The organism is Sphingosinicellaceae bacterium (assembly GCA_019285715.1).
Classification (GTDB): domain Bacteria; phylum Pseudomonadota; class Alphaproteobacteria; order Sphingomonadales; family Sphingomonadaceae; genus Glacieibacterium.
Genome location: CP079108.1, coordinates 2,906,687 through 2,931,160, shown reverse-complemented (window position 1 = coordinate 2,931,160; position 24,474 = coordinate 2,906,687). Strand labels below are relative to the sequence as shown.

Here is a 24,474-nt window from a genome sequence, read left to right as displayed (position 1 = left end):
TTTTGTTTCATTGACGGTCGGTGCTAGGGTAGCGTGATGGAGCTAATTCAGAATCTCGTGGCCCGTCACAAGCGTGGCGAGCGGATCGGCCTGACGTCGGTCTGCTCGGCGCATCCACTGGTGATCGAAGCGACCTTCGCGCATGCGCTGCGCAACGATGCGCCGCTGGTGCTGATCGAGGCGACCTCGAACCAGGTCAACCAGGACGGCGGCTACACCGGCATGGTCCCCGCCGATTTTCGCGTCTTCGTCGAAGCCATCGCCGGCCGCCTGGGTTTTCCGCTCGATCGACTGGCCTTGGGCGGCGATCATCTCGGACCCAATGCTTGGACGGGCCTGCCGGCCGAACAGGCAATGCAGAACGCCGCGATCATGGTTGCCGACTATGTCCGTGCCGGCTTTTCAAAGATTCACCTCGACTGCTCGATGAGCTGCGCCGACGACCCGACGCCGCTGCCGGAGCGGACTATCGCCGAGCGCGCTGCGCGCCTGTGCCGGGCCGCCGAGGACGCCTATGCCGGCGATCCCGCCGATGCCCCAGTCTATGTCATCGGTACCGAGGTCCCGGTGCCGGGCGGTGCCGCCGAGGACCTCGACGCGCTGGCGGTCACATCGCCCGAGGCCGTGTTGGCGACGCTCGACATGCACCGCACGCTGTTCGCCGAGGCGGGGCTGCACAGCGCCTGGCACCGCGTCATCGCCGCCGTCGTCCAGCCCGGCGTCGAGTTCGATCACATGAAGGTCGTCGACTATGATCCAGCGGCCGCTACCGCGCTGGTCGCGGCGATCGAGCCGGTCGAGCATATCGTCTTCGAGGCGCACTCCACCGACTACCAGACTGCGACGGCGCTGAGCGAACTGGTCCGCGATCACTTCGCCATCCTGAAAGTGGGCCCGGGCGTAACTTTCGCCCTGCGCGAGGCTTTATGGGCGCTCGACGCGATCGAGGCCGAGACCGTCGAGGCTGGCCAGCGCGCCGGCCTCCGGGATGTCGCGATTGCCTGCATGAAAGCCGCGCCCGGCAACTGGCAGCGCTATTATCACGACACCGGCGCGGCGCTCGACCTGCAGCTGCAGTACAGCCTGAGCGACCGCATCCGCTATTACTGGCCCGACGCCGAGATCGCGGCGGCACAGGCGCGGCTTTTCGACAACCTGCGCAAGCAGGCGCCGCCGCTGCCGCTGCTCAGCCAGTATCTGCCGATCACTTATGCCGCCGTGCGAGCCGGCACTGCGACCCTGGATCCCGTCGACCTGATCGTCGCCCACATCGGCGCGACGCTCGATGCCTATCATGGAGCTTGCAACCCCGATGACTGAGACCCTTGTCGCGGCCGAGAGCTCGGACACGCAGCCGGACAGCTGGACCCGCAGGGAAATCCTGCAGCAGCCAGCGACGCTGCGCGCCACCCGGGCCGTGCTCGAGGCGGAGCGGACAGCGATCGAGGCGTTCGTCGCTCCGTTGCTCGCGATGCCGGACCTGCGGATCATGCTGTGCGGCGCGGGAACCTCGGCCTTCATCGGCGAATGCCTGGCGCCGTGGCTGACGGCATCGCTCGGCCGCCCGGTCGAGGCCGTCGCGACGACCGATATCGTCGGCGCGCCGCACCTCTATCTCAGCGCCACGCGACCGACGCTGATGGTATCGTTCGGGCGCTCGGGCAACAGTCCGGAGAGCATCGCGGCGGTGGAGCTGGCCGACAAGTCCGGGGCGGCCGTCTATCACCTGCTGATCACCTGCAACGCCGAGGGCGCATTGTCCCGCCGCGCGTCGGGCAACAGCCATATCGTGGTCCTGCCGGAGGAGACACACGACCGCGCCTTCGCCATGACCTCCAGCTTCAGCGCGATGATGCTGGCAGCGCTGTCGATCTTCACCGGGATCGGCGCGATGCACGACCGGGTCGAGGCGATCGCCGACGCCGTCGCTGCGGTGCTGGCGCAGTCGGAGGATGTGGTCGCCGGGCTGGCGGCACGTGGTTTCGAGCGCGTCGTCTATCTCGGCAGCGGGATATTCCAGGGTCTGGCGCGCGAAGCTGCGCTCAAGCTGCTCGAACTGACAGATGGCGCGGTGCCCACGATGTTCGACAGCTCGCTCGGCTTTCGCCACGGTCCCAAGACTATCGTGACCCCCGGAACCCTGATCATGGTGTTCGTCTCCAACGATCCGCTGACCCGCCTCTATGATCTCGACATAATCGAGGAGCTCCGCACCGACGCCCGCCGCGGCACCGTGATCGCGGTTACGACCCAGCCGACCGGCGGCGCCGAACTGGTGGTGCCAGGCGCCGCCGCAGTCTCCGACGTCGATCTGCTCTTCCCGTTTATCGTGCCAGCCCAGCTATTTGGCCTCTACTACGCCCTCCACCTCGGGCGCACACCCGACCAGCCCAACGCCAGCGGCACCGTCAATCGGGTCGTCCAGGGTGTCCATATCCATATGCCCAATCCATGACGATCTTCCTCGGGGTCGACGGCGGCGGCACCAAGACCGAGTTCGTATGCATCGACCAATCCGGTCGCACTATCGCCCGCACCGTCACCGGCACCACTTACCACCTTCAGGTTGGCCTCGACGAAGCCGTTGCACGGCTTGCCCAAGGCGTCGCCGCTGTCTGCAGCCAGCTGTCGATCTCGCCCCAGGATCTGGACTACAGTTTCTTCGGCTTGCCCGCCTTCGGCGAAGACGCTGCGATCGACCCGCAACTCGACGCTGCCTGCGGGCGCATCCTGGATCATGACCGCTACCGCTGCGACAACGACATGGTCTGCGGCTGGGCCGGGTCGCTGGGTTGCGCCGACGGCATCAACCTCGTCGCCGGCACCGGGTCGATCGGTTACGGCGAGCGAGATGGCCGCAAGGCGCGTGTCGGCGGCTGGGGTGAGATCTTCAGCGACGAAGGCTCCGCCTATTGGATCGCCGTTCAGGGCTTGAACGCGTTCACCAGGATGAGCGACGGCCGACTTCCTACAGGCGCGCTCAAGGCAGGCTTCAGCAAATCACTCGACCTGCGAGCGGACCTCGACATCTGCGCCCTGATCATGGGTCAGAACGGAATGACCCGTGATGAGATCGCCGGCCTTGCCCCGATCGTCTCACAAGCTGCCGAAGATGGCGATCCGTCCGCTACAGCGATACTGGACATGGCCGGGTGGCACCTTGCGCAGATGGCGCAGGCTCTACGAAGGCAACTCGATTTTGCGCCAGACGAGACTGTTCTGCTATCGTGGTCCGGCGGGGTCCTGACCAGGCAGCAGGCGGTCCGCGCCGCATTCCTGCTCCATCTCAGGCAGCAGGCGCCTTACGAGATCGTCGAGCCTCGTCATGAGCCGGCTGTCGGTGCCGCTCTTTACGCCGGCCTTTTGAACCGCTTCGCTGGCAACTAGTTGCCGGGTTTGGCGTCACCGCTCCACTGACGCCAAAGCGTTCAGTCTGACGCTCGGGGTTCTCACCGTCACCGGCATCGTCCGGTTGTGGCACGTCTATGTCTTTGCCTTCGCATTCGGCACCCGACGGCGTTCGACGCGCCGGTGCGGCAGGTCTCCGTCGCGCAACTGGTCGAGGACAAGCATCTTGCTAACGCGGTCGCGCTCAACTCGACCTCCTTCAGCGACGGGCGGAAGCGTCCGGGGTTCGAGGCATTGCTGGTTGCGCGAGGCTGTTTGCTGTTCGGGGTAGCGTTGGTCGTGATCGGGTAGCGTCGCTGACGTTCACCAAGCCGACGAACAGCCTGATGCAGCTTTGAACCGAGTCGGCCATGCGGGGCAGGGCTTCAAGCAGCTGCAGTTCCGCTACCATGCTGTCGAAGCTCGGAACGGGCCAGCCGTATGGCACTGATCACTCGCCCGGCCGCTGTCCGAACCTCGCCCTGGCCTGTTCGTTATCCAGGATGTTTCGAGGAGTTCGGGAGGCCCTACCGCAAACCATCCAGCAGCGTCACCGCCTGCGGATAGCTCTTTTGAAAGCCGAACGGCTCGTTGTGCGTATTCACGTCGATCACCTGCCGCGTTACCGCGTTGCTGCTCGACGGCGCGGCGTTCCAGCGACGCAGCCCGGCGGCATTGGGATCACCCGCCTTCACGAAGGCTGCGAAATAGCCCTGCATCGTGCTCGAGATGGCGCGGTCCTCGCTTGTCCAGGCGTAGAGCGGGTTCACATCGAGATTACCGAGCGCATACTCGATTTCCGCGCTGTGCACCGCGCCGAGTGGCACGGGTGTTTCCTCGGCCAGCGGCGGCAGCGCGGCCGGACGGACGCGGGCATAATAGTAATAGTAAGTCGGCTCGCCACTACGCCGGTGCAGGTCAAACCACTGCCACGTCGAGGCGCCCAGGAAACGGTCGCTCGCCAGCCGCATCGCCGTCGTGGGCACATCGGCATCGCTCGCCGCCGGATACAATGCGAACAGCGCCGCGCCCCGGCCCGGGAACAGCCGCTCCAGCGCCGCGCGGTAATTCGACACCGTCGGCACGGCATCGCCCAGGATCGAATTCCAGTCACCTTCCTGCGAATTCGATCCGACCAGCAGCGGCACCTTGGCAGCGCGTCCGGCGGCATAGCTCGCGGCAGGTGTTTCGGTCAGGAACAGGCCGTCCACGATGAAGTCGGCATGAAAATTCTGCTGTCCCTGTGCCGCCAGCAGATGTTCGGCCGGCATAGCGCGCAGCGCTGCCAGCGTCGGCGCGCCCGCGGCTTGCGCGAACGCAGCGCCGGCCTGCGCGGCCTCGGCCAGCGGCCTCGGATGGAAGGTCGGCGGCAGCACGCCGCCGCTCTCGCCAATCGCATGGGCAAAGTGCGCACGCGTCAACGGCGAGGTCATCAGCACGCTGACCGACATCGATCCCGCGCTTTCGCCGCCGATCGTGATCCGGCTCGGATCGCCCCCGAACGCCTCGACATTGTGCCGCACCCAATCGAGCGCCGCGGCCTGATCCAGCAGCCCGTAATTTCCGGCCGCGTGCCGTGGTGACTCGGCCGCCAGCTCGGGTGTCGCCAGGAAGCCAAACACGCCGAGCCGATAGTTGACCGTCACCACCACCATGCCACGCCGCGCCATGCTCGCGCCGTCGTAGCGCTTCTCTGATCCGTCGCCCGCAATCGCGTCGCCGCCATGAATGTAAAACAGCACCGGCAGTTTCGCCCCCTTGGGCGCGCCGGCGGGTGTCCAGACATTCAGCATCAGGCAGTCCTCGCTCGGTGCCGGCGAGCGGAACATCATGTCGTCAAAGAGCGGCTGCTGCATGCAGCGCGCACCAAACCCCTCGGCGGCGCGAACACCTCTCCACCGCGCGGCAGACTGCGGAGGCATCCAGCGCAGTCGCCCCACCGGCGGCGCGGCGTAGGGAATGCCCAGAAAGGCAGTAACCGGCGCGTGTCCGGCGACCGCGATGCCACGCAATTTGCCTTCTGATACCGTCGCTTGCTGCGTGAGCGCCGGTGCCGCGATCAATCCGCCGGCCAACGCCGCTAACCGCCATATCCGTTTCATTCGCTATCCTCGCTCGCCGCGGGTCCGGTTCCATTTAACAACGCGGCAGCGAGTATCGCCGGGCCCAGCCAGCGCGATATCGGGGGAGGGTAGGAAGGCGGCAGGTTTTTATCACGACTCGCTGGCATGCTCGCGCTCTCGATAAATCAAAGGTGTCAGTTTACAGGCTGTCGTCCGGTTACGAGCCTACTCACAACGCCCTGATGTAGCCACGCAGGACCGTTTCCGGGCACCACGGCACCTCCGGAGCGGTCGCTCGACAAAGATGAACGAACGGCGGGTTTTCGCACGAGCGTAGGTGTCGACGCGGGGCGGATTATGGGTCGTCGTCGCTGTCATGAGGCTCCCGGTCGGCAGGCCTCCCGATAGCGGAAGATCCGGGTTTGACAGGCCTAACCTCAAGGCGGACGTTCGATCTTCGTCGACGGACCGGAGATGAGGGGTATGTTCAATCGACTTCTGCGGCCGCTGATTTTGGCAGCGCTGCTTTCCGCGTCAGGCCTTGCGCAGCCGAGCAACAGTGTCCAGCCGAGTCTAGTCATGCCTCCGATTGTGGTTGCGGCGCCGGGGCCCGGCGGGTCGCGCCTGACGGATCACGGATTGGTGGCGAACTGGTACCCTGGCACAGGCGCGCGAAAACATGCCGCGATCCTTCTGCTGGGAGGTTCAGAGGGTGGCTTAGGTCCGGGGACGGCACGACAAGCCTCGGACCTGGCGGCCCATGGCTATGCAGTCCTGCAGCTTGCGTATTTTGGCGTGCCGGGCCTGCCACCCCAACTGGACATGGTTCCTCTCGACTATTTTGATAAAGCCTTGTCGTGGCTGCGTCGGCAACCCAGCGTAAAGGCTGACCGGATCGGGATTATGGGGGCGTCGAAGGGTGCCGAAGCCGCGCTGCTTATTGCTTCACACAATCCAGATGTCCGCGCCGTCATCGTCGGCGCACCCTCGGCGGTCGCCTGGCAGGGCATCGATTTTAGTGGTCAAAAGGTGCAGTCCTCGTGGTCGCTTAATGGCAGGCCGCTCGAGCATCTCAGCTACGGCGACGGCGCTACGACAATGCTCGGGGCGTATGAGGCAGGCTTGAATACATTAGCATCGCATCCCGGTGCAGCCATTCCGGTGGCGCACATCAAGGCTAGGGTCATGCTCGTTTGCGGTCGGTCCGATGCGCTCTGGCCGTCGTGTTCGATGTCGGAGATGGTCGCACGGGCGATGGGGGGGAGGGCCACGGTCCTCGCCTATTCCGATGCGGGCCACGCCGTGTTCGGCCCCCCACTGCTCGCCACATCGCCCGGTTACGCTTCGCTGGGAGCGCTTGGTGGAACAGCGGCAGGCAACCAGGCCGCCCGCGCGGACGCATGGCCCAAGGTCCTGCGCTTTCTAACTGTTAATCTGGGCTCTGTCGACGAGCTGTGATCCCGCTTGCGGCCTGCTTTGGCTGATGAGGGCGCGGTAACGTTTGTGTCCGACACGGGCGCAACATCGTCCGGTTGGGCCGAGACGCTACCTGAAAGCGGTCGGAACGTTAGCACCACTCAGTGCCATTCAGCCGGCACATTGGAGCGCCCGAAACTAGCCGTAGGACCGAGATGAGCACGCGTCCGGTTCAGAGAAACGACCAAGCCTTGACCGGCCCCCACCAAGTGGCGCCGATCAGCCGCGTGGCTTGAGCGGCCGAGCGTGCTTGCCGGTGATTGCCAGCTCACACTGGCAGTCCGCAACCGACAGCAGCCGCGCCGTCTCAGTCATTGAAAAGAAATGGTGGACGCACCAGGGTTCGAACCTGGGACCCGCTGATTAAGAGTCAGCTGCTCTACCAACTGAGCTATACGTCCGCGCCGAAGCGGAGGCGGGCTGTTAGCAAGGGTGGGGGGGGAACACAAGCGCTTGTGCGGGCGGGCAGCGAGAAAGCTGTGCACAGCCGCAAGACACGGGCGCAGATCACAGGCGCTCGGTACGGCCAGCGCGGGCGATGCCCATGACGATGCCGAGCAGGATCAGCACCGTCATCATCGCCGAGCCGCCGAAGCTGATCAGCGGCAGCGGGATGCCGACGACGGGGGCGAGACCCATCACCATCATCATGTTGATCGCGAGGTAGAAGAACAATGTGCAGGCCAGCCCCATCGCGGCCAGACGGCCGAACTGGGTCGGGGTGCGCAGCGCGACGCCGACCGCCCACGCCAGGATGATGCCGAAGCCCGCGATGATCGCGAGGCCACCGAGCACGCCCCACTCCTCGGCCATGGTGGCGAAGACGAAGTCGGTGTGGAGTTCGGGCAGGTAGTCGAGGTGGCTCTGGGTGCCCTCGAGGAAGCCTTTGCCGGTCAGGCCGCCGCTGCCGATGGCGATCTTCGACTGGGTGATGTGGTAGCCGGCGCCGAGCGGGTCACTGGCCGGGTCCATGAAGATCAGCACGCGCTTGCGCTGATAGTCGTGGAGCATCGTCCAGGCGACCGGGAGCGCCGCCAGAATTGCGCCGCCGGCGCTGAGGAACAGCCAGATCCGTACACCTGCGAGGAACATCACCGCGACCCCGCCGAAGCCGATCGACAGCGCGGTGCCGAGGTCGGGCTGGAGCATGACCAGAGCGCCGGGCACCGCGATCATCAGCAGCGGTGGCCACAGGCCGGTCAGGCTGGTCGCGAAGGCGCGCGGCACGAAGTGGTAAAAGCGGGCGAGGGCGAGGATGATCGCCAGCTTCATAAATTCCGATGGCTGGAGCTGGATGATGCCGAGGTCGAGCCAGCGCTGCCCGCCGCCGCGAACCGCGCCGAGTACCTCGACACCGACCAGTCCGAGTAGCACCGCGCCGTAGAGCACATAGGCGTAGCGCAGCCAGAACTCGGACGGCACCTGCGCCAGCACCAGCATGCCGACCAGCAGCACGCCGAAGCGGATGCCCTGCCGCGACGCCCATGGGTCGAGGTGGCCGCCAGCCGCCGAGAACAGCACGACCAGCCCGAAACAGCCGAGCGCCATGATGACGAGGACGATGCCCCAGGGAATCTGGCGCAGGCGGAGGGTCCAGAGGCCGTTGAGCATCGCGGGTCAGTCCGGGGTCGCTTCGCCGGCGACGGCGGTTTGGGGTGCGGTGACGATCGCCTCCGCATCGGCGGCCGTAGCGGCTTTCTCGGCGGCGGCCTTGCGCTTGGCGACGTCGGCTTCGATGACGCCCAGCACCTGGTAGGCGCGCTCGGGCTCGAGCAGGTAGGTCAGGACGTCGCGGGCGATGACCGCAGCGGCGGCACCGTGGGCGCCGTGCTCGATGACGACGCTGATCGCGTAGCGCGGCGCCTCGATCGGGGTGAACGCTACGAACAAGCCGTGGTCGCGGTATTTCCACGGCTGGAACTTGGTGTTGGCGCGGCCAGCCTTGCGGTCGGCCATGCTGATGCGGCGGACCTGGGCGGAGCCGGTCTTGCCGGCCATGCCGACGCCCTCGACCTGCAGCTTGGCCGAGTGCGCCGTGCCGCCGGGGCCGTTGACGACGTCGTCCATGCCGTGGCGGACGATGGCGAGATGCTCAGGCGGAATGTCGAGGAGCGGGATCGGCACCTTCGGCTCGTCGGCCAGCAGACGCGGCACGATCACCCGACCCGAGGCGAGCCGCGACGCCATTACGGCCAGTTGCAGCGGGCTGAGCGCGAGATAGCCCTGGCCGATCGAGGTGTTGAGCGTTTCGCCGATGCCCCACGGCTTTTTGTAGCGGCGCTCCTTCCACGCGCTGTCGGGCACGAGTCCGGCGGACTGCGCCGCGAGCGGCAGGTCGAACTTTTCGCCAAGTCCGAACTTGCGCGCCATCGTGGCGATCGCCTCGATACCCGCAGCCCGACCGAAGGTGTAGAAATAGACGTCGCAGCTGCGGGGGAGGCCGTTGCGCAGATTGGTGGTACCGTGACCGCGCCGCGACCAGCAGTGCCAGATTGCATTGCCGAGACGGTACGTCCCGCCGCAGTTGCAGGTCGCATCGGGCGATATCCCGGAGCCGAGGATCGCCAGCGACGTCATCATCTTGAAGGTCGAGCCGGGCGGGTACAGCCCCTGTGCGCTCTTGTTGAGCAGCGGGTGGTGGTCGCTCGCCTGCAGCGCCTTCCACAGGTCGGCAGGCACGCGGGTCGAGAAGACGTTGGGGTCGTAGGCCGGCATCGACACCATGCAAAGCACATCGCCGGTCTGGCAGTCCATGACGACGACGCTCGCGGAATCGTCGCCGATGCGCCGCGCTGCATAGGCCTGCAGTCCCTTGTCGATGGTCAGGCGCACGGTCTTGCCGGGCGTGTCGCTGCGGGTGTCGAGGTCGCGGATGACGCGGCCGCGCGCGTTGACCTCGACCCGGCGGGCACCGGCGATACCCCGGAGCGGTGCGTCCTGGGTGCGCTCGATGCCGTCCTTGCCGAGCTTGAAGCCGGGGAAGATCAGCAGCGGGTCGTGCTCGACCTGATACTGGGCGGGGGTCGGTGAGCCGACGTAGCCGAGCAGGTGCGCGAAGGCCTCGCCGCCGGGATAGGTGCGGCTGAAGCCCGCCACCGGCACCAACCCGGGCAGGTCGGGCAGGCGGATGTTGAGCGTCGCGAAGTCGCGCCAGGCAAGGCCGTGCGCAAGTTCCACGGGCATGTATTTCGGCTGGCGCGCGACCTCGGCGTGGATACGGGCGAGTTCCTCCGGGCTCAGCGACAGCACCTGCCCGACGGCGCGGAGGGTCGCGTCGAGGTCGGTGACCTGCTCGGGAATCAGCTCGACGCGGTAGTCGGGGGCGTTCGAGGCAAGCGGCAACCCGGCGCGGTCGACGATCCAGCCGCGGCGCGGCGGGATCAGCCGCAGCGAAACCCGGTTGTCCTCCGACGCGAGCCGGTACTTCTCGCCCTCGAAGACCGCGAGATAGGTCATCCGCGCGAGTAGTGTGCCGCCGACCGCCGCCATGCCGCCGCCGATCAACATCGCGCGCCGGGTGAACAGCGGATCGTTCGCGGCGCTCGCGCTGCTTATCCCGCCGCTCACGGCTGCGAAACGGCCCGGTGGGTCGCGGGCGTCATCGCAGCCACCGGCGCTGCAGGCGGGCGCAGAACAGCACGACGAGAGGGTAGGTCGCGGTCGTCGTCGCAGCCTGGATCATCAGCGGGCGAAGCGGCGTCTCGACACCGGCGAAGCCGAGCAGCAGGCAGCCAAGCCCGGCGTTGACGACGGTGATGAGCGCGAGGATCATCCAGTCGAAGCCGAAGCGGTGACGCCCGAAGCGGCTCTCGAAGATGCGCACGAACAGGGCGGTCAGTGCGAACAATGTCGCCTCGACGCCGAACGGCAGCCCGAACAAAAGGTCGGCGACGAGGCCGAGCACGAACGCCAGCCACGGCGGCATCAGCCCGGGCTGGAACGTCGCCCAGACGAACACGCCGAGCAGTCCAAGTTCGGGCAGCGCCGGCCACGGCAGGATGATCGGCGCGGTCATCAGGAACAGCAGGAACAGGATGCTCGTCGCCGGCACCAGCCCGCGCCACGACGCGACCAGCCAGCGCAGCCGGTCGGCGGGAGTCCGCAGGCGATAGACGCTGTTCACCGTGGTGCCGCGGAGGCGCGAGCGGCAGCGGCGGGCGCTGCCGCGGGCTTCGATGCGGGGACCACGGGCTTGGGTGTGGCGCTCGCCGGCTTGCCCGCACCGACCACGGCCGCGACTGCTCCGGTGGTCGGTGTCGCTGGCTTGACGCGACCGCCTCCGGCCTCGCGCGGGACCGGGACCGCCGCTGCGTCGGCAGGGGGTGGCGGGACCGGCAGATAGGCCGTCTCGACGCTGATCAGGCCGATGCCGTGGGGGTCTGCGAGCGGCCGGGCGAGCGGTGGCTCGGCGACCCGGACGACGACCGCGACGGGGATGCCGGGCGGGAAGATGCCGCCGTCGCCCGAGGTCACGAGCCGGTCGCCGAGGCGCAGCGGGACCTCCGAACCGACGCGGTCCCGGACTTCGAGCATCGGCACGTTGGCGCCGGTCGCCAGCGCCGGTTCGCCGGTGCGCTCGATGACCACCGGCACGCGGCTGGCGGGGTCGGTGAGCAGGAGCACGCGCGCCGCATGGCTGCCGGTCTCCAGCGTCCGCCCGATCAGGCCGGTGGCGGCGCGCACCGGCTGCCCGGCCCGGACCCCGTCGTTGGTGCCGGCCGAGATCACCGCCGAGCGGATCGCGCCGCCGCTCGACGCGCCCGCCAGTCGCGCCGTGACGACGAGGGCGATGCGTGGCTCGACGACCCTGAGCAACGCGCGCAACTGGCGGTTCTCGATGATCAAGGCAGCGGCGCGCTGGGCCGGGGCGCGATTGGCCTGGAGTTCGGCGGCGAGCGCACGAGACTTATCGACCGCGTCGAAATAGTCCGCTGCATCGCCGTTCAGCCGCGCGAGACCGTCGAACGGGGCCCGGACGACGCTCCAGATCGGGGTGACGACGTCGAGCGCCGCGCCGCGCAGTCGGCTGCCCTGTTCCGGATTGACCCGCCCGACGAGCAGCAGCAACAGCCCGAAGGCGACAACCGCGCCGGACACGACGGCACCGATCAGCGCGAGGTTCTGCTCGCGCCGGCTGGCCGATCGTCGTGAAGGGGGCGACCAGTCCAACGCCCCGGGCTCCTGCTGTGCGGCCTATGCGGTGGTCAGGACGCCGCGATACATCGGGTCTTCGAGCGCGCGGCCCGTGCCGAGAGCGACGCAAGTCAACGGATCGTCGGCGACGGTGACCGGCAGCCCGGTGGCCTGCCGGATCACCTCGTCGAGCGCATGCAGCAGCGCGCCGCCGCCGGTCAGGACGATTCCCTGGTCGACGATGTCGGCAGCGAGTTCGGGCTGGGTGTTCTCCAGCGCCAGCCGGACGCCCTCGACGATCGAGCTGACCGGCTCCGACAGCGCGTCGGCGATCTGCGCCTGGTTGATGGTGATTTCCTTGGGCACGCCGTTCATTAGGTCGCGGCCCTTGATCTCGAGCGTCCGCCCGATACCGTCGGCGGGCGGCATCGCGGTGCCGATGTCCTTCTTGATGCGCTCGGCGGTGGTCTCGCCGATCAGCAGATTGTGGTTGCGCCGCACGTAGTTGACGATCGCCTCGTCCATCTTGTCGCCGCCGACGCGGACGCTGGTGGTGTAGGCAAGGCCGCGCAGGCTGAGCACCGCGACTTCGGTGGTGCCGCCGCCGATGTCGACGACCATCGATCCGATCGGCTCGGTCACCGGCATGCCCGCGCCGATCGCCGCCGCCATCGGCTCCTCGATCAGGTACACCGCGCTCGCGCCGGCGTTGTTGGCGGCGTCGCGGATGGCGCGCTTCTCGACCGAGGTGCTGCCCGACGGCACGCAGATGACGATCTCCGGGAAGCGCGGGAACTTGGAGGTGTGGACCTTGCCGATGAAGTATTTGATCATCTGCTCGGCGACGTCGATGTCGGCGATGACGCCGTCGCGCAAGGGCCGGATGGTCTCCACGTTGCCCGGCGTCTTGCCCATCATCAGCTTGGCGTCGTTGCCGACGGCCTTGACCGTGCGGTGGCCCTTGATCGTTTCGATCGCGACCACCGACGGCTCGTTGAGGACGATACCGCGGCCCCGGACGTAGACCAGCGTATTGGCGGTTCCGAGGTCGATCGCCATGTCCTGGCTGAGGAACGAGAACATCCGGCTGAAAATGGACATGGGGTAGGGCTGACCTGGGGGACGGAGGGTGCGGCGGGATCAAGGCGTGTATGCGCGCAAGCTGCGCATTTGCAAGGACGATAGCAGGAGCGGGGGTGCGGTGCACCACTGTTGGGGGTGCGGTCCGCGACGGAACGCGCTAAGTCCCCGCCATGCCGATCCGCCGACTGCCGGACCACCTCGTCAACCAGATCGCGGCGGGCGAGGTCGTCGAGCGCCCGGCGGCGGCGCTGAAGGAGCTGGTCGAGAACGCGCTCGACGCCGGTGCGCGCCGCGTTGTCATCGAGTTGAGTGCCGGCGGCATCGCGCATCTGTCGGTCACCGACGACGGCCACGGCATGCCGCCCGACGAGATCCGGCTCGCGGTGCAGCGCCACGCGACCTCCAAGCTGCCCGGCGACGACTTGGCAGCGATCGTGACGCTCGGCTTTCGCGGCGAGGCGCTGCCGTCGATCGCCAGCGTCGCGCGGCTGACCATCGCCAGCCGCCCGGCGGGTCACGAGGGCTGGGCGGTGACCATCGATAACGGCACGACGACCGCCGACGGCCCCGCCGCGCTCGCCGTCGGGACCCGCGTCACCGTCGAGGGGCTGTTCGCCCGCGTGCCCGCCCGCGCCAAGTTCCTGAAGACCGAAAGGTCCGAACTTGGTGCCTGCCTCGACGTCGTCCGCCGCCTCGCGATGGCGCGCCCCGAGGTGGCGTTCGAGCTGCGCCACGATGGCCGGCGCCTGCTGGCCGCGGAAGCCGGGGAGGCCGGCGATGCCGGGTTGCCGGCGCGACTAGCGGCGCTGCTCGGGCTCGATTTCGCCGATAATGCGGTGCCGCTCGATCTCGACCGCGAGGGGCTGAGGCTCGGCGGGCTGGCGGGGTTGCCGACCTACAACCGCGGCGTCGCCGACCACCAGTTCCTGTTCGTCAACGGCCGTCCGGTGCGCGACCGCCTGCTCGTCGGCGCGGTGCGCGGGGCTTACATGGACCTGCTAGCGCGCGACCGGCACCCGGTGGTGGCGCTGTTCCTCGACGTCCCCGGCGACTTCGTCGACGTCAACGTCCACCCGGCGAAGACCGAGGTGCGGTTCCGCGATGCCGGGCTGGTGCGCGGCATGATCGTTGGCGGGTTACGGCGGGCGCTGGATGCGGCGGGGCACCGGGCGTCGACGACAGGGGCGGCATTCGCGCTCGGGGCGTTTCGGACAGAAGAAGGCCCACCCCTAACCCCTCCCGTACCGGGAGGGGGACCCGCTTGGGGGGAGTACTCCCCACATACGGATTCCCTTTCCGGTACGGGAAGGGTTAGGGATGGGACTTATGCGGGCGGCATGTTCGCCGACACCGCCGCCCCCTTCGCCCGCACCGAAGCCCCCGCGCCCCTCAACAGCTTCCCGATGGGCGTCGCCCGCGCGCAGATCGCCGCGACCTACATCGTCGCCGAAGCCGAGGACGGCCTTGTCCTCGTCGACCAGCATGCGGCCCACGAGCGCCTGACTCTCGAGCGCCTCAACCGCGCGCTGGCGAACGGCGGTGTCCAGTCCCAGGCGCTGCTGCTCCCCGAGGTCGTCGAGCTCGACGAGACGGCCGCCGGCGCCGTCGCCGAGCGCGCCGCCGAGTTCGCCGAGCTCGGCCTCGAGGTCGAGCTGTTCGGGCGCACCGCGATCCTGGTGCGCGCCGTGCCCGCGCTGCTCGGCACCACCGACGTCCAGGGCCTGATCCGCGACCTCGCCGACGACCTCGCCAGTTGGGGCAGTGCGCTCGGCCTCAAGGAGAAGCTCGACGCCGTCGCCGCGACGATGGCGTGCCACGGCAGCGTGCGGGCCGGGCGAACGCTGAGCGTTGCCGAGATGAACGCGCTGCTCCGCGAGATGGAGGTCACGCCGCACTCCGGCCAGTGCAACCACGGCCGCCCGACGTGGGTGAAACTGGCCAAGGGCGACCTCGAGAAGCTGTTCGGGCGACGCTGAGGCATGAATATGAGCATCAGTTGACGCTATCTATCGTGCAGTGTGGAGACGTGTGATGCGTGCAGTGTGGAGACGTGTGATGCGGACTACGGTAAACCCTCGACGACGACATGATGGCGACGGCAGCGCGCTATACCGGTATCGTCGAACGGTCGACGCTGATTCAGTGTGCGGTCCGCGAACTCGTCGAGCGCGAAGCTGGCAGGCGGCTTGCGCAGCTTGGCGGGACGATGCCCGGTTTTCGAGCCCGGGCCGCGTAAACGCTATTTCAACCCTGAGTGATCCCTGTCGACACTATGATCTGGGCCGACTTTTTTGGTCGCGGCGGCGGCCTCCTGAAGGCGTTGCCGGCTGATCGCAAAACCACGATGCATCCCTTTGTGCAGGGCGGACTGTCGCTCGGTAACCTGCCGCACCGCGCCGCCCTGCTCGCCGAAATGCATCTTATGCCACCGGCTCCGGTGGCCGAGCAGCGCGAGGTCATGAGCCTGATCGAAAGTGCGCCGCTGCACGGCATCGGCGTCGGTTACGTCGATGCGCACCTTATTGCCTCGGTCCTCCTGACCGCGTCGGGCACTCTATGGACCAACGACAAGCGCCTGGAGGTGGTGGCCGACCGACTGGGTATCGCGTTCAAGCCGGCCTGACGGCGCGCAGCACAGCTATCGCCAGCTGTCCTACACATCACCCCTTTGGTACACTGCGGTCCCGGCGAGATCACTGGCGTGCGCTCTTTCTCATCGCCGATCTGAATAAATCAACACAAGTCATTGTTAAGTCGTCACAGGGCTAGCAAGCCGGCCGAACCCGAAAAACACGCGAGGGTCTCAACTCTGACAACTCTCGCGTGTTTGCCCGGTTGTGCTAAGCCGTCGCGCGAAGCTCACCGAGCGCCGACCGGCCGCGCTTGACCGCCAGCTTGTTCAGCGCGTTGACGTAGGCGCGGACGCTGGCGACAAGTGTGTCGTTGTGGGCACCGGTGCCGCGCACGGTGCGGCCGTCTTCGGCCAGCATCACCGAGACCTCGGCCTGCGCGTCGGTGCCCTGGGTCACGGCATGGACCTGGTACAGCTGGAGCGTGGTGTTGTCGTGGGGGACGAGCTTGCGAACCGCGTTGAACAGCGCGTCGACCGGGCCGTTGCCGCGCACCGCCGCGGTTGCCTCGACGCCGTCGATGTCGAGTGTGACGATGGCGCGGGCGGGGCCGGTGCCGCAGTGGATCTCGACTTCGACGACCTGGATGCGGTCGTGGCCGCGCAGGACTTCGTCGTCGACCAGCGCGACGATGTCCTCGTCCCAGATGGTCTTCTTGGCGTCCGCCAGGTCCTTGAAGCGCTTGAAGGCGTCGCCGAACTCGTTGTCGCTGAGGTCGTAGCCCAGCTCGCCGAGCTTCTGGCGGAAGGCGGCGCGCCCAGAATGCTTGCCGAGCACGAGGTTGGTTGCGCCCTGGCCAACGCTGTCCGGGGTCATGATCTCGTAGGTGCTCGAGTCCTTGAGCATGCCATCCTGGTGGATGCCGCTCTCGTGCGCGAAGGCGTTGGCGCCGACGATCGCCTTGTTGGGCTGGACCGCCATGCCGGTGATGCCGCTGACCAGCCGGCTGGCCCGCGTGATCTCGGTGGCGACGATGCCGGTGCGGACCGGGATCACGTCGTGGCGGACGTGGATCGCCATTGCGATCTCCTCGACCGCGGCGTTGCCGGCGCGCTCGCCGATGCCGTTGACGGTGGCCTCGCACTGGCGCGCGCCGGCCATGATCGCCGCCAGCGTGTTGGCGACGGCGAGGCCGAGGTCGTTGTGGCAATGGGTCGAGAAGATCGCCTTGTCCGCGTCGGGCACGCGACCCATCACGTTGCGGAATATCGCCCCGTAGGTCTCGGGCGTCGCATAGCCCACGGTGTCGGGCAGGTTGATCGTCGTCGCACCGGCGCGGATCGCGACCTCGACGGCGCGGCACAGGAAGTCGGGGTCGGAGCGGGTCGCGTCCTCCGCCGACCACTCGACGTCATCGCACAGGTTACGCGCATGACTGACCGACGTGCGGATCAATTCGATGACCTCCTCGGGGGTCTTGCCGAGCTTGACCCGCATGTGCAGCGGCGAGGTCGCGAGGAAGGTATGGATGCGCGGCTGGCGGGCATGGCGGACGGCAGCCCAGGCGCGGTCGATGTCGCCAATCGCGGCGCGAGCCAGTGACGCGACGATGGCGCGCTCGCACTGCTTGGAGACTTCGGTAACCGCTTCGAAGTCGCCGTCGCTGGCGATCGCGAAACCGGCCTCGATTACATCGACGCCGAGCGCTTCGAGCTGGGCGGCGACGCGCAGCTTCTCCTCGAGGTTCATCGAGCACCCGGGCGATTGCTCGCCGTCGCGAAGCGTCGTGTCGAAGATGCGGATGTGGCCGGTGTCGAACGCGCGGCTCGGCGTCACGGCGGAGATAGGCATGGGGTCTGTCATTGGTCTGACTTTCGAGTGTCGGTCGCGGGCTGGGCGGCTGGTCCCCCTCGACGCGACGCCGGTCTACACCGGCCGACCGCGCCTAGGGGCGCGTAAGTCGCAGCGTCGTCGCGGGGCTCACTCGGGTCATGATCAGGACACTAAAGGAAATGGGTGGCGCTTGTCCAGCCACCTTAGTTCCGGTCATCGCGGCGAATGGAGTGAAAACCGAGGTCGTTGCGCTGCTGTCGAAATTGTAACTTAATAACGCCCAAGTATAAGCAGATCAGCGGCCGGGGGGTTCTGGAATTCTGAAAGTCAGCGTGTCGACGCTGGTTTGGACGATCGTCATCTTAGGGAAACGGTGGTGAATACCGCCGATGAAAGGGTTTTGATGAGTCGCCTGTCTAGGCGCGCGCTGGGCGCGTGCCTGTTGTTCTCTAGTTGGTCTGCCGAAGCACGTACCTATTCCGCAACAGCATCGACACTCAAAGCGGTCTTTGCGATTGTGAAATCGGGAGACACAATCGTCTTGACCGGAAACATCCCGGGGGCGGTGCTACAAAATAGATCATTCACCAAGCCGGTTATTCTGGATGCAAAGGCTGCAGTCTTCACGAACACTCTGAAGATATACAGTGTTACCGGCCTGACGGTACTGGGGGGACATTTTGGCAGTGCAACAGCCGCGGTCAATGGTGTCAACGTACTAGGGGGCGGCCGCATCACTTTTACGTCGCCGGTCGTCGTCGGCAATCGCACCAGTTCGCACGGCATCGATTTCTCCCGCACGACCAGTGTGACGGTGACTGGCGGCACCTTTACCGGCCTGCGCTCGGGTATATCCCTCACATCGGTGACCGGCGGCACGCTTTCGAACAACAAGTCGCTCGCATCGACCAGCGACGGCTTCGACATTGCCGCCAGTCACCGGATCAGCGTCACCGGCAACAGTTGCTCCGGCACCGTGATCTCGGCAGGTGCGCATCCGGACTGCGTCCAGTTGTGGAGTATCCCGGGCCAGCCCCCGACCTCCGATATCACCATCCGGGGCAACACCGCGGTCGGCAATACGCAAGGCTTCTCGCTGTTCGACCATGCGCAGGGCGGCGGCCTGCGAATCTACATACTCAACAACCAGGCCGACATCACCTACACCCAGGCGATCGCGTGCTACCAGTGCGTCGACAGCATCTTTACCGGCAACGTCATCAGCACCCAGCCCGGAGCGCAATGGTCGGCCCGGATGAGCATCATCGGTGGCTCCAACAACCGCATCGCGAACAACAGCGTCGCGCCGTTCGTGCGCGCCTCGCTCTCGCCGGGCCTGCTGGTCCCCGGTGGCTTCGACGCCGCGAAGGCCGATCTGGCGCTGGCCGACACCGTGTTCACGAACGCACCGGGCACCGCTCCCGCGTCCGACCCAGCGATACTGAGCCGCCTCGGCCCGGCCAGCGAGGCGGGCGCGTTCGGTGGCGAAGTGCCGGAGCCCGCCAGCTGGGCGCTGCTGGTCGTCGGCTTCGGGCTCGTCGGCACCGTCTTCCGCAAGCGCCGGCGGAGCGTCGTCGCCGCCTGACGGTTGCGCCGGCGACCGTGGTGCCCCAGTGATGCTGCCATGCCCGCGGTCGCCATCGATGCCATTGCGCACAACATCCAGCTTGCGGTGGCGCCGGTGTTCCTGCTCACCGGCATCGCCTCGATTCTCAACGTCCTGACCAACCGGCTGGGCCGGGTCATCGACCGGGCTCGCAAGCTCGAGGCCGAACTCGCCGCCTTCGATCCCGTGACCCGCGAGCGGGCCTTGCGCGAGCTCGGCATCCTCGGCAAGCGGATGGCGGCAGCGCACTGGGCGATCGGCTTGTGCACGCTTTCGGCGCTGATGGTCTGCGTCGTCGTCGCGATCCTGTTCGTCGGCGACGTCATCCCGATGCGGGCGTCGGCGGCCGTCGCACCGATGTTCATCCTGGTGATGGTGCTGCTGATCGCCGGCCTGCTGGCGTTCCTGACCGAGGTTCAGATCGCGATGCGATCGGTGCGTATCCGGGGCGGCGCGCTCGAGGACTTCCGGGGGTAGCGAGCGCCACCCCCGGACGCAGGCCCCTAGTTCTTCGCCTTGTCGACGAGCTGGTTCTTGGCGATCCACGGCATCATCGCGCGCAGCTTGGCACCGACTTCCTCGATCGGGTGGGCGGCGGCGGCCTTGCGGGCGGCCTTGAGTTCCGGCTGGCCGGCGCGGTTGTCGAGGATGAAGTTCTTCACGAACCGGCCGCCCTGGATGTCCGCTAGGACGCGCTTCATCTCGGCCTTGGTGGCGTCGGTGATGATGCGCGGCCCGGTGGTGATGTCACCGTATTCGGCGGTGTTCGAGATCGAGTAGCGCATGTTGGCGATGCCGCCCTCGTACATCAGGTCGACGATCAGCTTCACTTCGTGGAGGCACTCGAAATAGGCCATCTCGGGCGCATAGCCGGCCTCGGTCAGCGTCTCGAAGCCCGCCTGGATCAGGTGAGTGAGGCCGCCGCACAGGACCGCCTGCTCGCCGAACAGGTCGGTCTCGCACTCCTCGCGGAAGCTCGTCTCGATGATGCCCGACCGGCCGCCACCGATCGCCGAGGCATAGCTCAGCGCCACGTCATGCGCGTTGCCGCTCGAATCCTGGTGGATGGCGACGAGGCAGGGCACGCCGCCGCCGCGCTGGTACTCGGACCGCACGGTGTGGCCGGGGCCTTTCGGTGCGATCATGAAGACGTCGATGTCGGCGCGCGGCTCGATCAGCTGGAAGTGGATGTTCAGGCCGTGGGCGAAGGCGAGCGCTGCGCCGGGCTTCAGATTGGCGGCGAGGTCGTCGGCGTAGATGCCCGCCTGATGCTCGTCGGGGGCGAGGACCATGACGACGTCGGCCCAGGCGGCGGCCTCGGCGTTGCTCATTACCTTGAAGCCAGCGCCCTCGGCCTTGGCGGCGGTGGCGGAGCCGGGACGGAGCGCGACGGCGACGTCGGCGACGCCCGAATCGCGGAGGTTCTGTGCATGGGCGTGACCCTGGCTGCCGTAGCCGACGATCGCGACTTTCTTGGCCTTTATCAGGCCGATATCGGCGTCGGCGTCGTAGTAGACCTTCATTTCGCTTCCTTAGATGTCTTGGTCGTCGATGGTGTAGGGGGCCGAATGGTAGGACCGGGACGCTTATTTGCTATTTTCGCCCTACCAGTTCGTCCGATGTGTGAATGTCGATGGAATTTTACCGATGGTATAATAACCGATATGGTTGTTTTTGTCAAGGCTCATTCAGAGTTGTCATTCCGGCGAAGGTCGGAACCCAGTTGCCCCCGGCGCCCTAGATTTCGAGCTTTTGATGTAGCTGGGTTCCGGCGTTCGCCGGAATGACACAACAGCACGAACGGCCGGCGTCGGTCACGCTCACACCGCCTCCGCGCCGCGCGCGATCGCGACGACGCCGGTGCGTGCGACCTCGACGAGGCCGACCTCGCGCATCAGGTCGACGAAGCCCTGGACCTTGTCGGTCGATCCGCTGATCTCGAAGACGAAGCTGCTCGTCGTCGTGTCGACCGCCCGGGCCCGGAAGATGTCCGCCAGCCGCAGCGCCTCGAGGCGCTTGTCGCCGGTGCCGGCGACCTTGACCAGCGCCATCTCGCGCTCGACGTGCGGCCCGAGCGCGGTCAGGTCGAGGACGCGGTGGACAGGCACCAGCCGGTCGAGCTGCGCCATGATCTGCTCGATCACCGCGGGTGGTCCGGAGGTGACGACGGTGATCCGGCTGACCGCGTGATCACTGGACACGTCGGCGACAGTCAGGCTCTCGATGTTGTAGCCGCGCGCCGAGAACAGCCCGACGATGCGCGCCAGGACACCCGCCTCGTTGTCGACGAGGATGGACAGTGTGTGGCGTTCGGAGGGGGCGGATTTCATGCTCCCTCCACCCGCTGGGGGGAGGGACCGGTTGCCGCTTGGCAACCAGGGAGAGGGGAGGGGGCGCGCCGAAGCGAAGTCCTCTCTCCCCGGGCCGCGCAAGCGCGTCTTTCGCCCTCCCCCCAGCGGGGGGAGGGAAGTGGGTGCATCGTCATCAAACCAAAGCCTTCGAATCTTCGTCCGCTTCGCCGACCGTCTCGCCCGCGTGCAGCATCATCTCGACGTGGCTCGCACCGCTCGGGATCATCGGGAAGCAGTTCGCTGTCTTCGACACCATGCAGTCGACGAACACCGGGCCATCAGCCGCGAGCATCGCCGCGATGCCGGCATCGAGCTGGTCCGCCGTCTCGATGCGGATGCCGGTCCAGCCGTACGCCTCCGCCAGCTTGACGAAGTCGGGGAGAGAATCCGAGTAGCTCTCGGAGTAGCGACTGCCGTGGTTGAGCTCCTGCCACTGGCGGACCATGCCCATGTATTCGTTGTTCAAGACGAACACATTGACCGGCAAATGGTACTGCGTTGCGGTGCCGAGCTCCTGGATGTTCATCTGGATGCTCGCCTCGCCGGCGATGTCGATGACCAGGGCGCCGGGGTTGCCGAGCTGCGCGCCGATCGCCGCCGGGAGCCCGTAGCCCATCGTGCCGAGGCCGCCCGAGGTCAGCCACTTGTTCGGCAGGTCGAAGCCGAAGTGCTGCGCCGCCCACATCTGGTGCTGGCCGACTTCGGTGGTGATGATCGGCTTGAGGTGATGGGTCGCTTCCCACAGCCGCTTGACGGCGTGCTGGGGCAGGATGTCCGAACCCTTCTGCTCGAAGCCGAAGCTGTCCTTGGCGCGCCAGCCCTCGATCTTCGCCCACCACGCCTTGAGGTCCTGGGCGCGGTGGCCGCGCGCCTTCCAGACCTTGAGCATGTCCTCCAGCACATGGCCGACGTCGCCCACGATGCCGAGGTCGACGCGAACGATCTTGTTGATCGACGAACGGTCGATATCGACGTGGATCTTTCGGCTGTTCGGCGAGAACGCGTCGAGCCGACCGGTGACGCGGTCGTCGAAGCGGGCGCCGAGGCAGACCATCAGGTCGCACTGGTTCATCGCCAGGTTGGCCTGGTAGCTGCCGTGCATGCCGAGCATCCCGAGGAACTGCGGGTGCTGGTCGGGCATGGTGCCGAGGCCCATCAGGGTCGAGGTGACCGGCGCGCCGGTGATCCGCGCCAGCTCGCGCAGCAGCTGCGACGCGCCCGGGCCGGAGTTGATGATGCCGCCGCCGGTGTACAGGATCGGGCGCTCGGCGGCCGCCAGCATCTCGACCGCGGCTTCGATGGAGGCGAGGTCGCCCTTGACTTGCGGCTGGTAGGTCTTGTGGCGGATGACGCCGGGCTTCTCGTAGCGCGCGCTGGCGACCTGGACGTCCTTGGGCAGGTCGACGACGACCGGCCCGGGGCGGCCCGAGGTGGCGATGTAGAAGGCTTCGTGGATGATGTCGCCGAGGCGCGTGACGTCCTTGACCAGGTAATTGTGCTTGGAACAGTGGCGCGTGATGCCGACCGTGTCGCACTCCTGGAAGGCGTCGGAGCCGATCAGGTGGGTCGGGACCTGGCCGGTCAGCACGACCAGCGGGATCGAGTCCATCAGCGCGTCGGTGATGCCGGTGACGGCGTTCGTTGCGCCGGGGCCGCTGGTGACCAGCACGACGCCGGGCTTGCCGGTGCTGCGCGCGTAGCCCTCGGCGGCGTGGACCGCCGCCTGCTCGTGGCGCACGAGGATGTGGCGAATGCGGTTCTGCTTGAACAGCGCATCGTAGATCGGCAGGACGGCACCGCCCGGATAGCCGAAGACGATCTCGACACCGAGATCGTTCAGCGCCTGGACGACGATTTCGGCTCCGGTAAACAGGGTAGGCATAACACGTCTCTCGTTGCGACGAGGGGCGAGCTACGGCATGAATATTACCGGGTCAAGCCGTGTTGCGGCAATTAACTTACGCGACGGCGGCTTTGCGCTGACGGATCACAACACCAACGAGGCCAAATCCGGCGATCATCTGGAGCCACACCGCAGGCTCGGGGACGGCCAGCAAGCTGCCGATGTAGCTTGCCAGGGCGGCATGGATCGGCGCGGTCGGATGGATGCCGTCGAAGCTGAAATAGTGGCTGCAATCGGGGTTGGGGTTCGACTGCGGTGCGCTGATGTCGACGCAGGCGTGGGCGAGATTGGTGTCGAGATCGGCGGGCAGGCCGAAAGCGGTCGGGTCGTTGCGCAGCGCGCTGAAGAAGCCGAAATAATCGATCTGGGTGAACGAGGTGCCGGACTTCAGGTTGAGGGTCGTGAAGCCTGCCTGCAGCGCCGCTTCCAGTGCGACGCCCTCCGGCTGATCCGGGTTCGGCACGCCGCCGATCAGGAAGTGGTTCGCGCCGGCGGCGTTGAGGTAGTTGATCGCGCCGAGATAATTGCCGACGAAGGCCGCGGTGTATTGCGCCCTGAAGATGTCGGCGGCAGTCGCATTTGGTGCAGCGGCCAGCCCGGCGAGCAGCGCAGACACGTCGTTATTGCCGAAATTCAGGACATACAGTGCGTTCGGGTCGATCGACTGGCCGCTCAGTGCGAACAGGCCGAGCTGACTGGCGAGGCCGGGGACGGTGAAGCCGAGCAGGGGGCGGTCCATCGCCGCCTGCGCGCCGCCGACCGCGAAGTTCTCGCCGCCGAGCAGGAACGGTACGGTATAATTGCCGGTCAGCCGCTTCTGGATGATGTCGGTCCACTCCGGCCCGTTCGAATAGCGGCCGTCGAAATAGCCGTAGCCGGGCTGGGCGGTCAGGCCACCGGTGCCGAGGTAGGCGTTGCCGGCATCGACCAGCGAATCGCCGAACACGACGAGCTTGTCGATCGCAGCCGCAGGTGCGGCGGCCCCGCCGAGCATAGCCGCGACCAGTACCGAACGGACCCACTTCATGATGACGCTCCCCCTATCGAATTAAGGGGACGCTAACAGCCG

General features: G+C 67.0%; 21 protein-coding genes and 1 tRNA gene. 10 read left to right on the top strand and 12 right to left on the bottom strand.

The features are described 5' to 3' along the window. The first annotated feature begins 36 nt into the window (after window positions 1–36). The 4 genes from KX816_13585 (at window position 37) to KX816_13570 (ending at window position 3,699) form a co-directional block, all read left to right on the top strand. Window positions 37–1,320, top strand: coding sequence for a D-tagatose-bisphosphate aldolase, class II, non-catalytic subunit (locus tag KX816_13585; protein ID QXQ05289.1), 1,284 nt, complete (start codon window positions 37–39; stop codon window positions 1,318–1,320). After that, entirely contained in the window at window positions 1,313–2,455 is a 1,143-nt protein-coding gene (locus tag KX816_13580; GenBank protein QXQ05288.1) for an SIS domain-containing protein, read from the top strand. The genes KX816_13585 and KX816_13580 overlap by 8 nt, the downstream gene beginning before the upstream one ends. Next, entirely contained in the window at window positions 2,452–3,387 is a 936-nt protein-coding gene (locus KX816_13575) for an N-acetylglucosamine kinase (protein ID QXQ05287.1), read from the top strand. Before KX816_13580 ends, KX816_13575 begins: the two co-directional genes overlap by 4 nt. A gap of 144 nt (window positions 3,388–3,531) precedes the next feature. After that, complete coding sequence (locus KX816_13570) at window positions 3,532–3,699, top strand: hypothetical protein (GenBank protein QXQ05286.1); 168 nt, start codon at window positions 3,532–3,534, stop codon at window positions 3,697–3,699. Window positions 3,700–3,914: 215 nt separating this feature from the next. Here the strand turns inward: KX816_13570 and KX816_13565 are convergent, their stop codons facing one another. Next, on the bottom strand, window positions 3,915–5,489 hold the full coding sequence (locus tag KX816_13565) for a carboxylesterase family protein (GenBank protein QXQ05285.1): 1,575 nt from the start codon (window positions 5,487–5,489) through the stop codon (window positions 3,915–3,917). Between the two features lie 444 nt (window positions 5,490–5,933). Between KX816_13565 and KX816_13560 the strand changes: the two genes are divergently transcribed. Beyond that, on the top strand, window positions 5,934–6,908 hold the full coding sequence (locus KX816_13560; protein ID QXQ05284.1) for a hypothetical protein: 975 nt from the start codon (window positions 5,934–5,936) through the stop codon (window positions 6,906–6,908). A gap of 343 nt (window positions 6,909–7,251) precedes the next feature. On the opposite strand, the gene KX816_13555 is transcribed toward KX816_13560, so the two are convergent. The 6 genes from KX816_13555 to KX816_13530 form a co-directional block, all read right to left on the bottom strand. Continuing rightward, window positions 7,252–7,327, bottom strand: a tRNA-Lys gene (locus KX816_13555). A 106-nt stretch (window positions 7,328–7,433) separates the two neighbouring features. Continuing rightward, window positions 7,434–8,537 (bottom strand): rod shape-determining protein RodA, encoded by a 1,104-nt coding sequence (gene rodA, locus KX816_13550; protein ID QXQ05283.1) that lies wholly within the window; start codon window positions 8,535–8,537, stop codon window positions 7,434–7,436. Between the two features lie 6 nt (window positions 8,538–8,543). Beyond that, window positions 8,544–10,493, bottom strand: a complete 1,950-nt coding sequence (mrdA, locus tag KX816_13545) for a penicillin-binding protein 2 (GenBank protein ID QXQ05282.1) — start codon at window positions 10,491–10,493, stop codon at window positions 8,544–8,546. Between the two features lie 31 nt (window positions 10,494–10,524). Then, window positions 10,525–11,049 (bottom strand): rod shape-determining protein MreD, encoded by a 525-nt coding sequence (gene mreD / locus KX816_13540; protein ID QXQ05281.1) that lies wholly within the window; start codon window positions 11,047–11,049, stop codon window positions 10,525–10,527. Next, a complete protein-coding gene (locus KX816_13535; protein ID QXQ05280.1) occupies window positions 11,046–12,095 on the bottom strand; it encodes a rod shape-determining protein MreC in 1,050 nt (349 codons plus the stop codon). The genes mreD and KX816_13535 overlap by 4 nt, the downstream gene beginning before the upstream one ends. Before the next feature lie 24 nt (window positions 12,096–12,119). Beyond that, window positions 12,120–13,142 carry a rod shape-determining protein gene (locus tag KX816_13530; GenBank protein QXQ08569.1) on the bottom strand — a complete coding sequence of 341 codons (1,023 nt, stop codon included), beginning with the start codon at window positions 13,140–13,142 and terminating at the stop codon, window positions 12,120–12,122. Window positions 13,143–13,312: 170 nt separating this feature from the next. Between KX816_13530 and mutL the strand changes: the two genes are divergently transcribed. The 3 genes from mutL to KX816_13515 all read left to right on the top strand — a co-directional run bounded on the left by mutL (window position 13,313) and on the right by KX816_13515 (window position 15,765). Then, window positions 13,313–15,118 carry a DNA mismatch repair endonuclease MutL gene (gene mutL / locus KX816_13525; protein ID QXQ05279.1) on the top strand — a complete coding sequence of 602 codons (1,806 nt, stop codon included), beginning with the start codon at window positions 13,313–13,315 and terminating at the stop codon, window positions 15,116–15,118. Window positions 15,119–15,228: 110 nt separating this feature from the next. Further along, entirely contained in the window at window positions 15,229–15,378 is a 150-nt protein-coding gene (locus KX816_13520; GenBank protein ID QXQ05278.1) for a hypothetical protein, read from the top strand. Window positions 15,379–15,396: 18 nt separating this feature from the next. Further along, window positions 15,397–15,765, top strand: coding sequence for a VapC toxin family PIN domain ribonuclease (locus tag KX816_13515; GenBank protein QXQ05277.1), 369 nt, complete (start codon window positions 15,397–15,399; stop codon window positions 15,763–15,765). Window positions 15,766–15,982: 217 nt separating this feature from the next. Here the strand turns inward: KX816_13515 and KX816_13510 are convergent, their stop codons facing one another. Further along, entirely contained in the window at window positions 15,983–17,563 is a 1,581-nt protein-coding gene (locus KX816_13510) for a 2-isopropylmalate synthase (GenBank protein QXQ05276.1), read from the bottom strand. 358 nt (window positions 17,564–17,921) lie between these two features. On the opposite strand from KX816_13510, the gene KX816_13505 reads away from it, so the two are divergent. Both KX816_13505 and KX816_13500 read left to right on the top strand, forming a co-directional pair. Continuing rightward, window positions 17,922–19,130, top strand: coding sequence for a PEPxxWA-CTERM sorting domain-containing protein (locus KX816_13505; GenBank protein ID QXQ05275.1), 1,209 nt, complete (start codon window positions 17,922–17,924; stop codon window positions 19,128–19,130). 39 nt (window positions 19,131–19,169) lie between these two features. Further along, complete coding sequence (locus tag KX816_13500) at window positions 19,170–19,628, top strand: DUF2721 domain-containing protein (GenBank protein QXQ05274.1); 459 nt, start codon at window positions 19,170–19,172, stop codon at window positions 19,626–19,628. A gap of 26 nt (window positions 19,629–19,654) precedes the next feature. Here KX816_13500 and ilvC read toward each other — a convergent pair whose 3' ends face one another. The 4 genes from ilvC to KX816_13480 form a co-directional block, all read right to left on the bottom strand. Next, window positions 19,655–20,674, bottom strand: coding sequence for a ketol-acid reductoisomerase (ilvC, locus tag KX816_13495; GenBank protein ID QXQ05273.1), 1,020 nt, complete (start codon window positions 20,672–20,674; stop codon window positions 19,655–19,657). A gap of 297 nt (window positions 20,675–20,971) precedes the next feature. Next, the gene (gene ilvN, locus KX816_13490) at window positions 20,972–21,481 is read right to left on the bottom strand and encodes an acetolactate synthase small subunit (protein ID QXQ05272.1); all 510 of its coding nucleotides are present in this window, start codon (window positions 21,479–21,481) and stop codon (window positions 20,972–20,974) included. A 154-nt stretch (window positions 21,482–21,635) separates the two neighbouring features. After that, window positions 21,636–23,384: an acetolactate synthase 3 large subunit gene (locus KX816_13485; GenBank protein ID QXQ05271.1), complete on the bottom strand. Its 1,749-nt coding sequence runs from the start codon at window positions 23,382–23,384 to the stop codon at window positions 21,636–21,638. 76 nt (window positions 23,385–23,460) lie between these two features. Then, window positions 23,461–24,432, bottom strand: coding sequence for a PEPxxWA-CTERM sorting domain-containing protein (locus KX816_13480; GenBank protein QXQ08568.1), 972 nt, complete (start codon window positions 24,430–24,432; stop codon window positions 23,461–23,463). Between the last annotated feature and the right edge of the window lie 42 nt (window positions 24,433–24,474).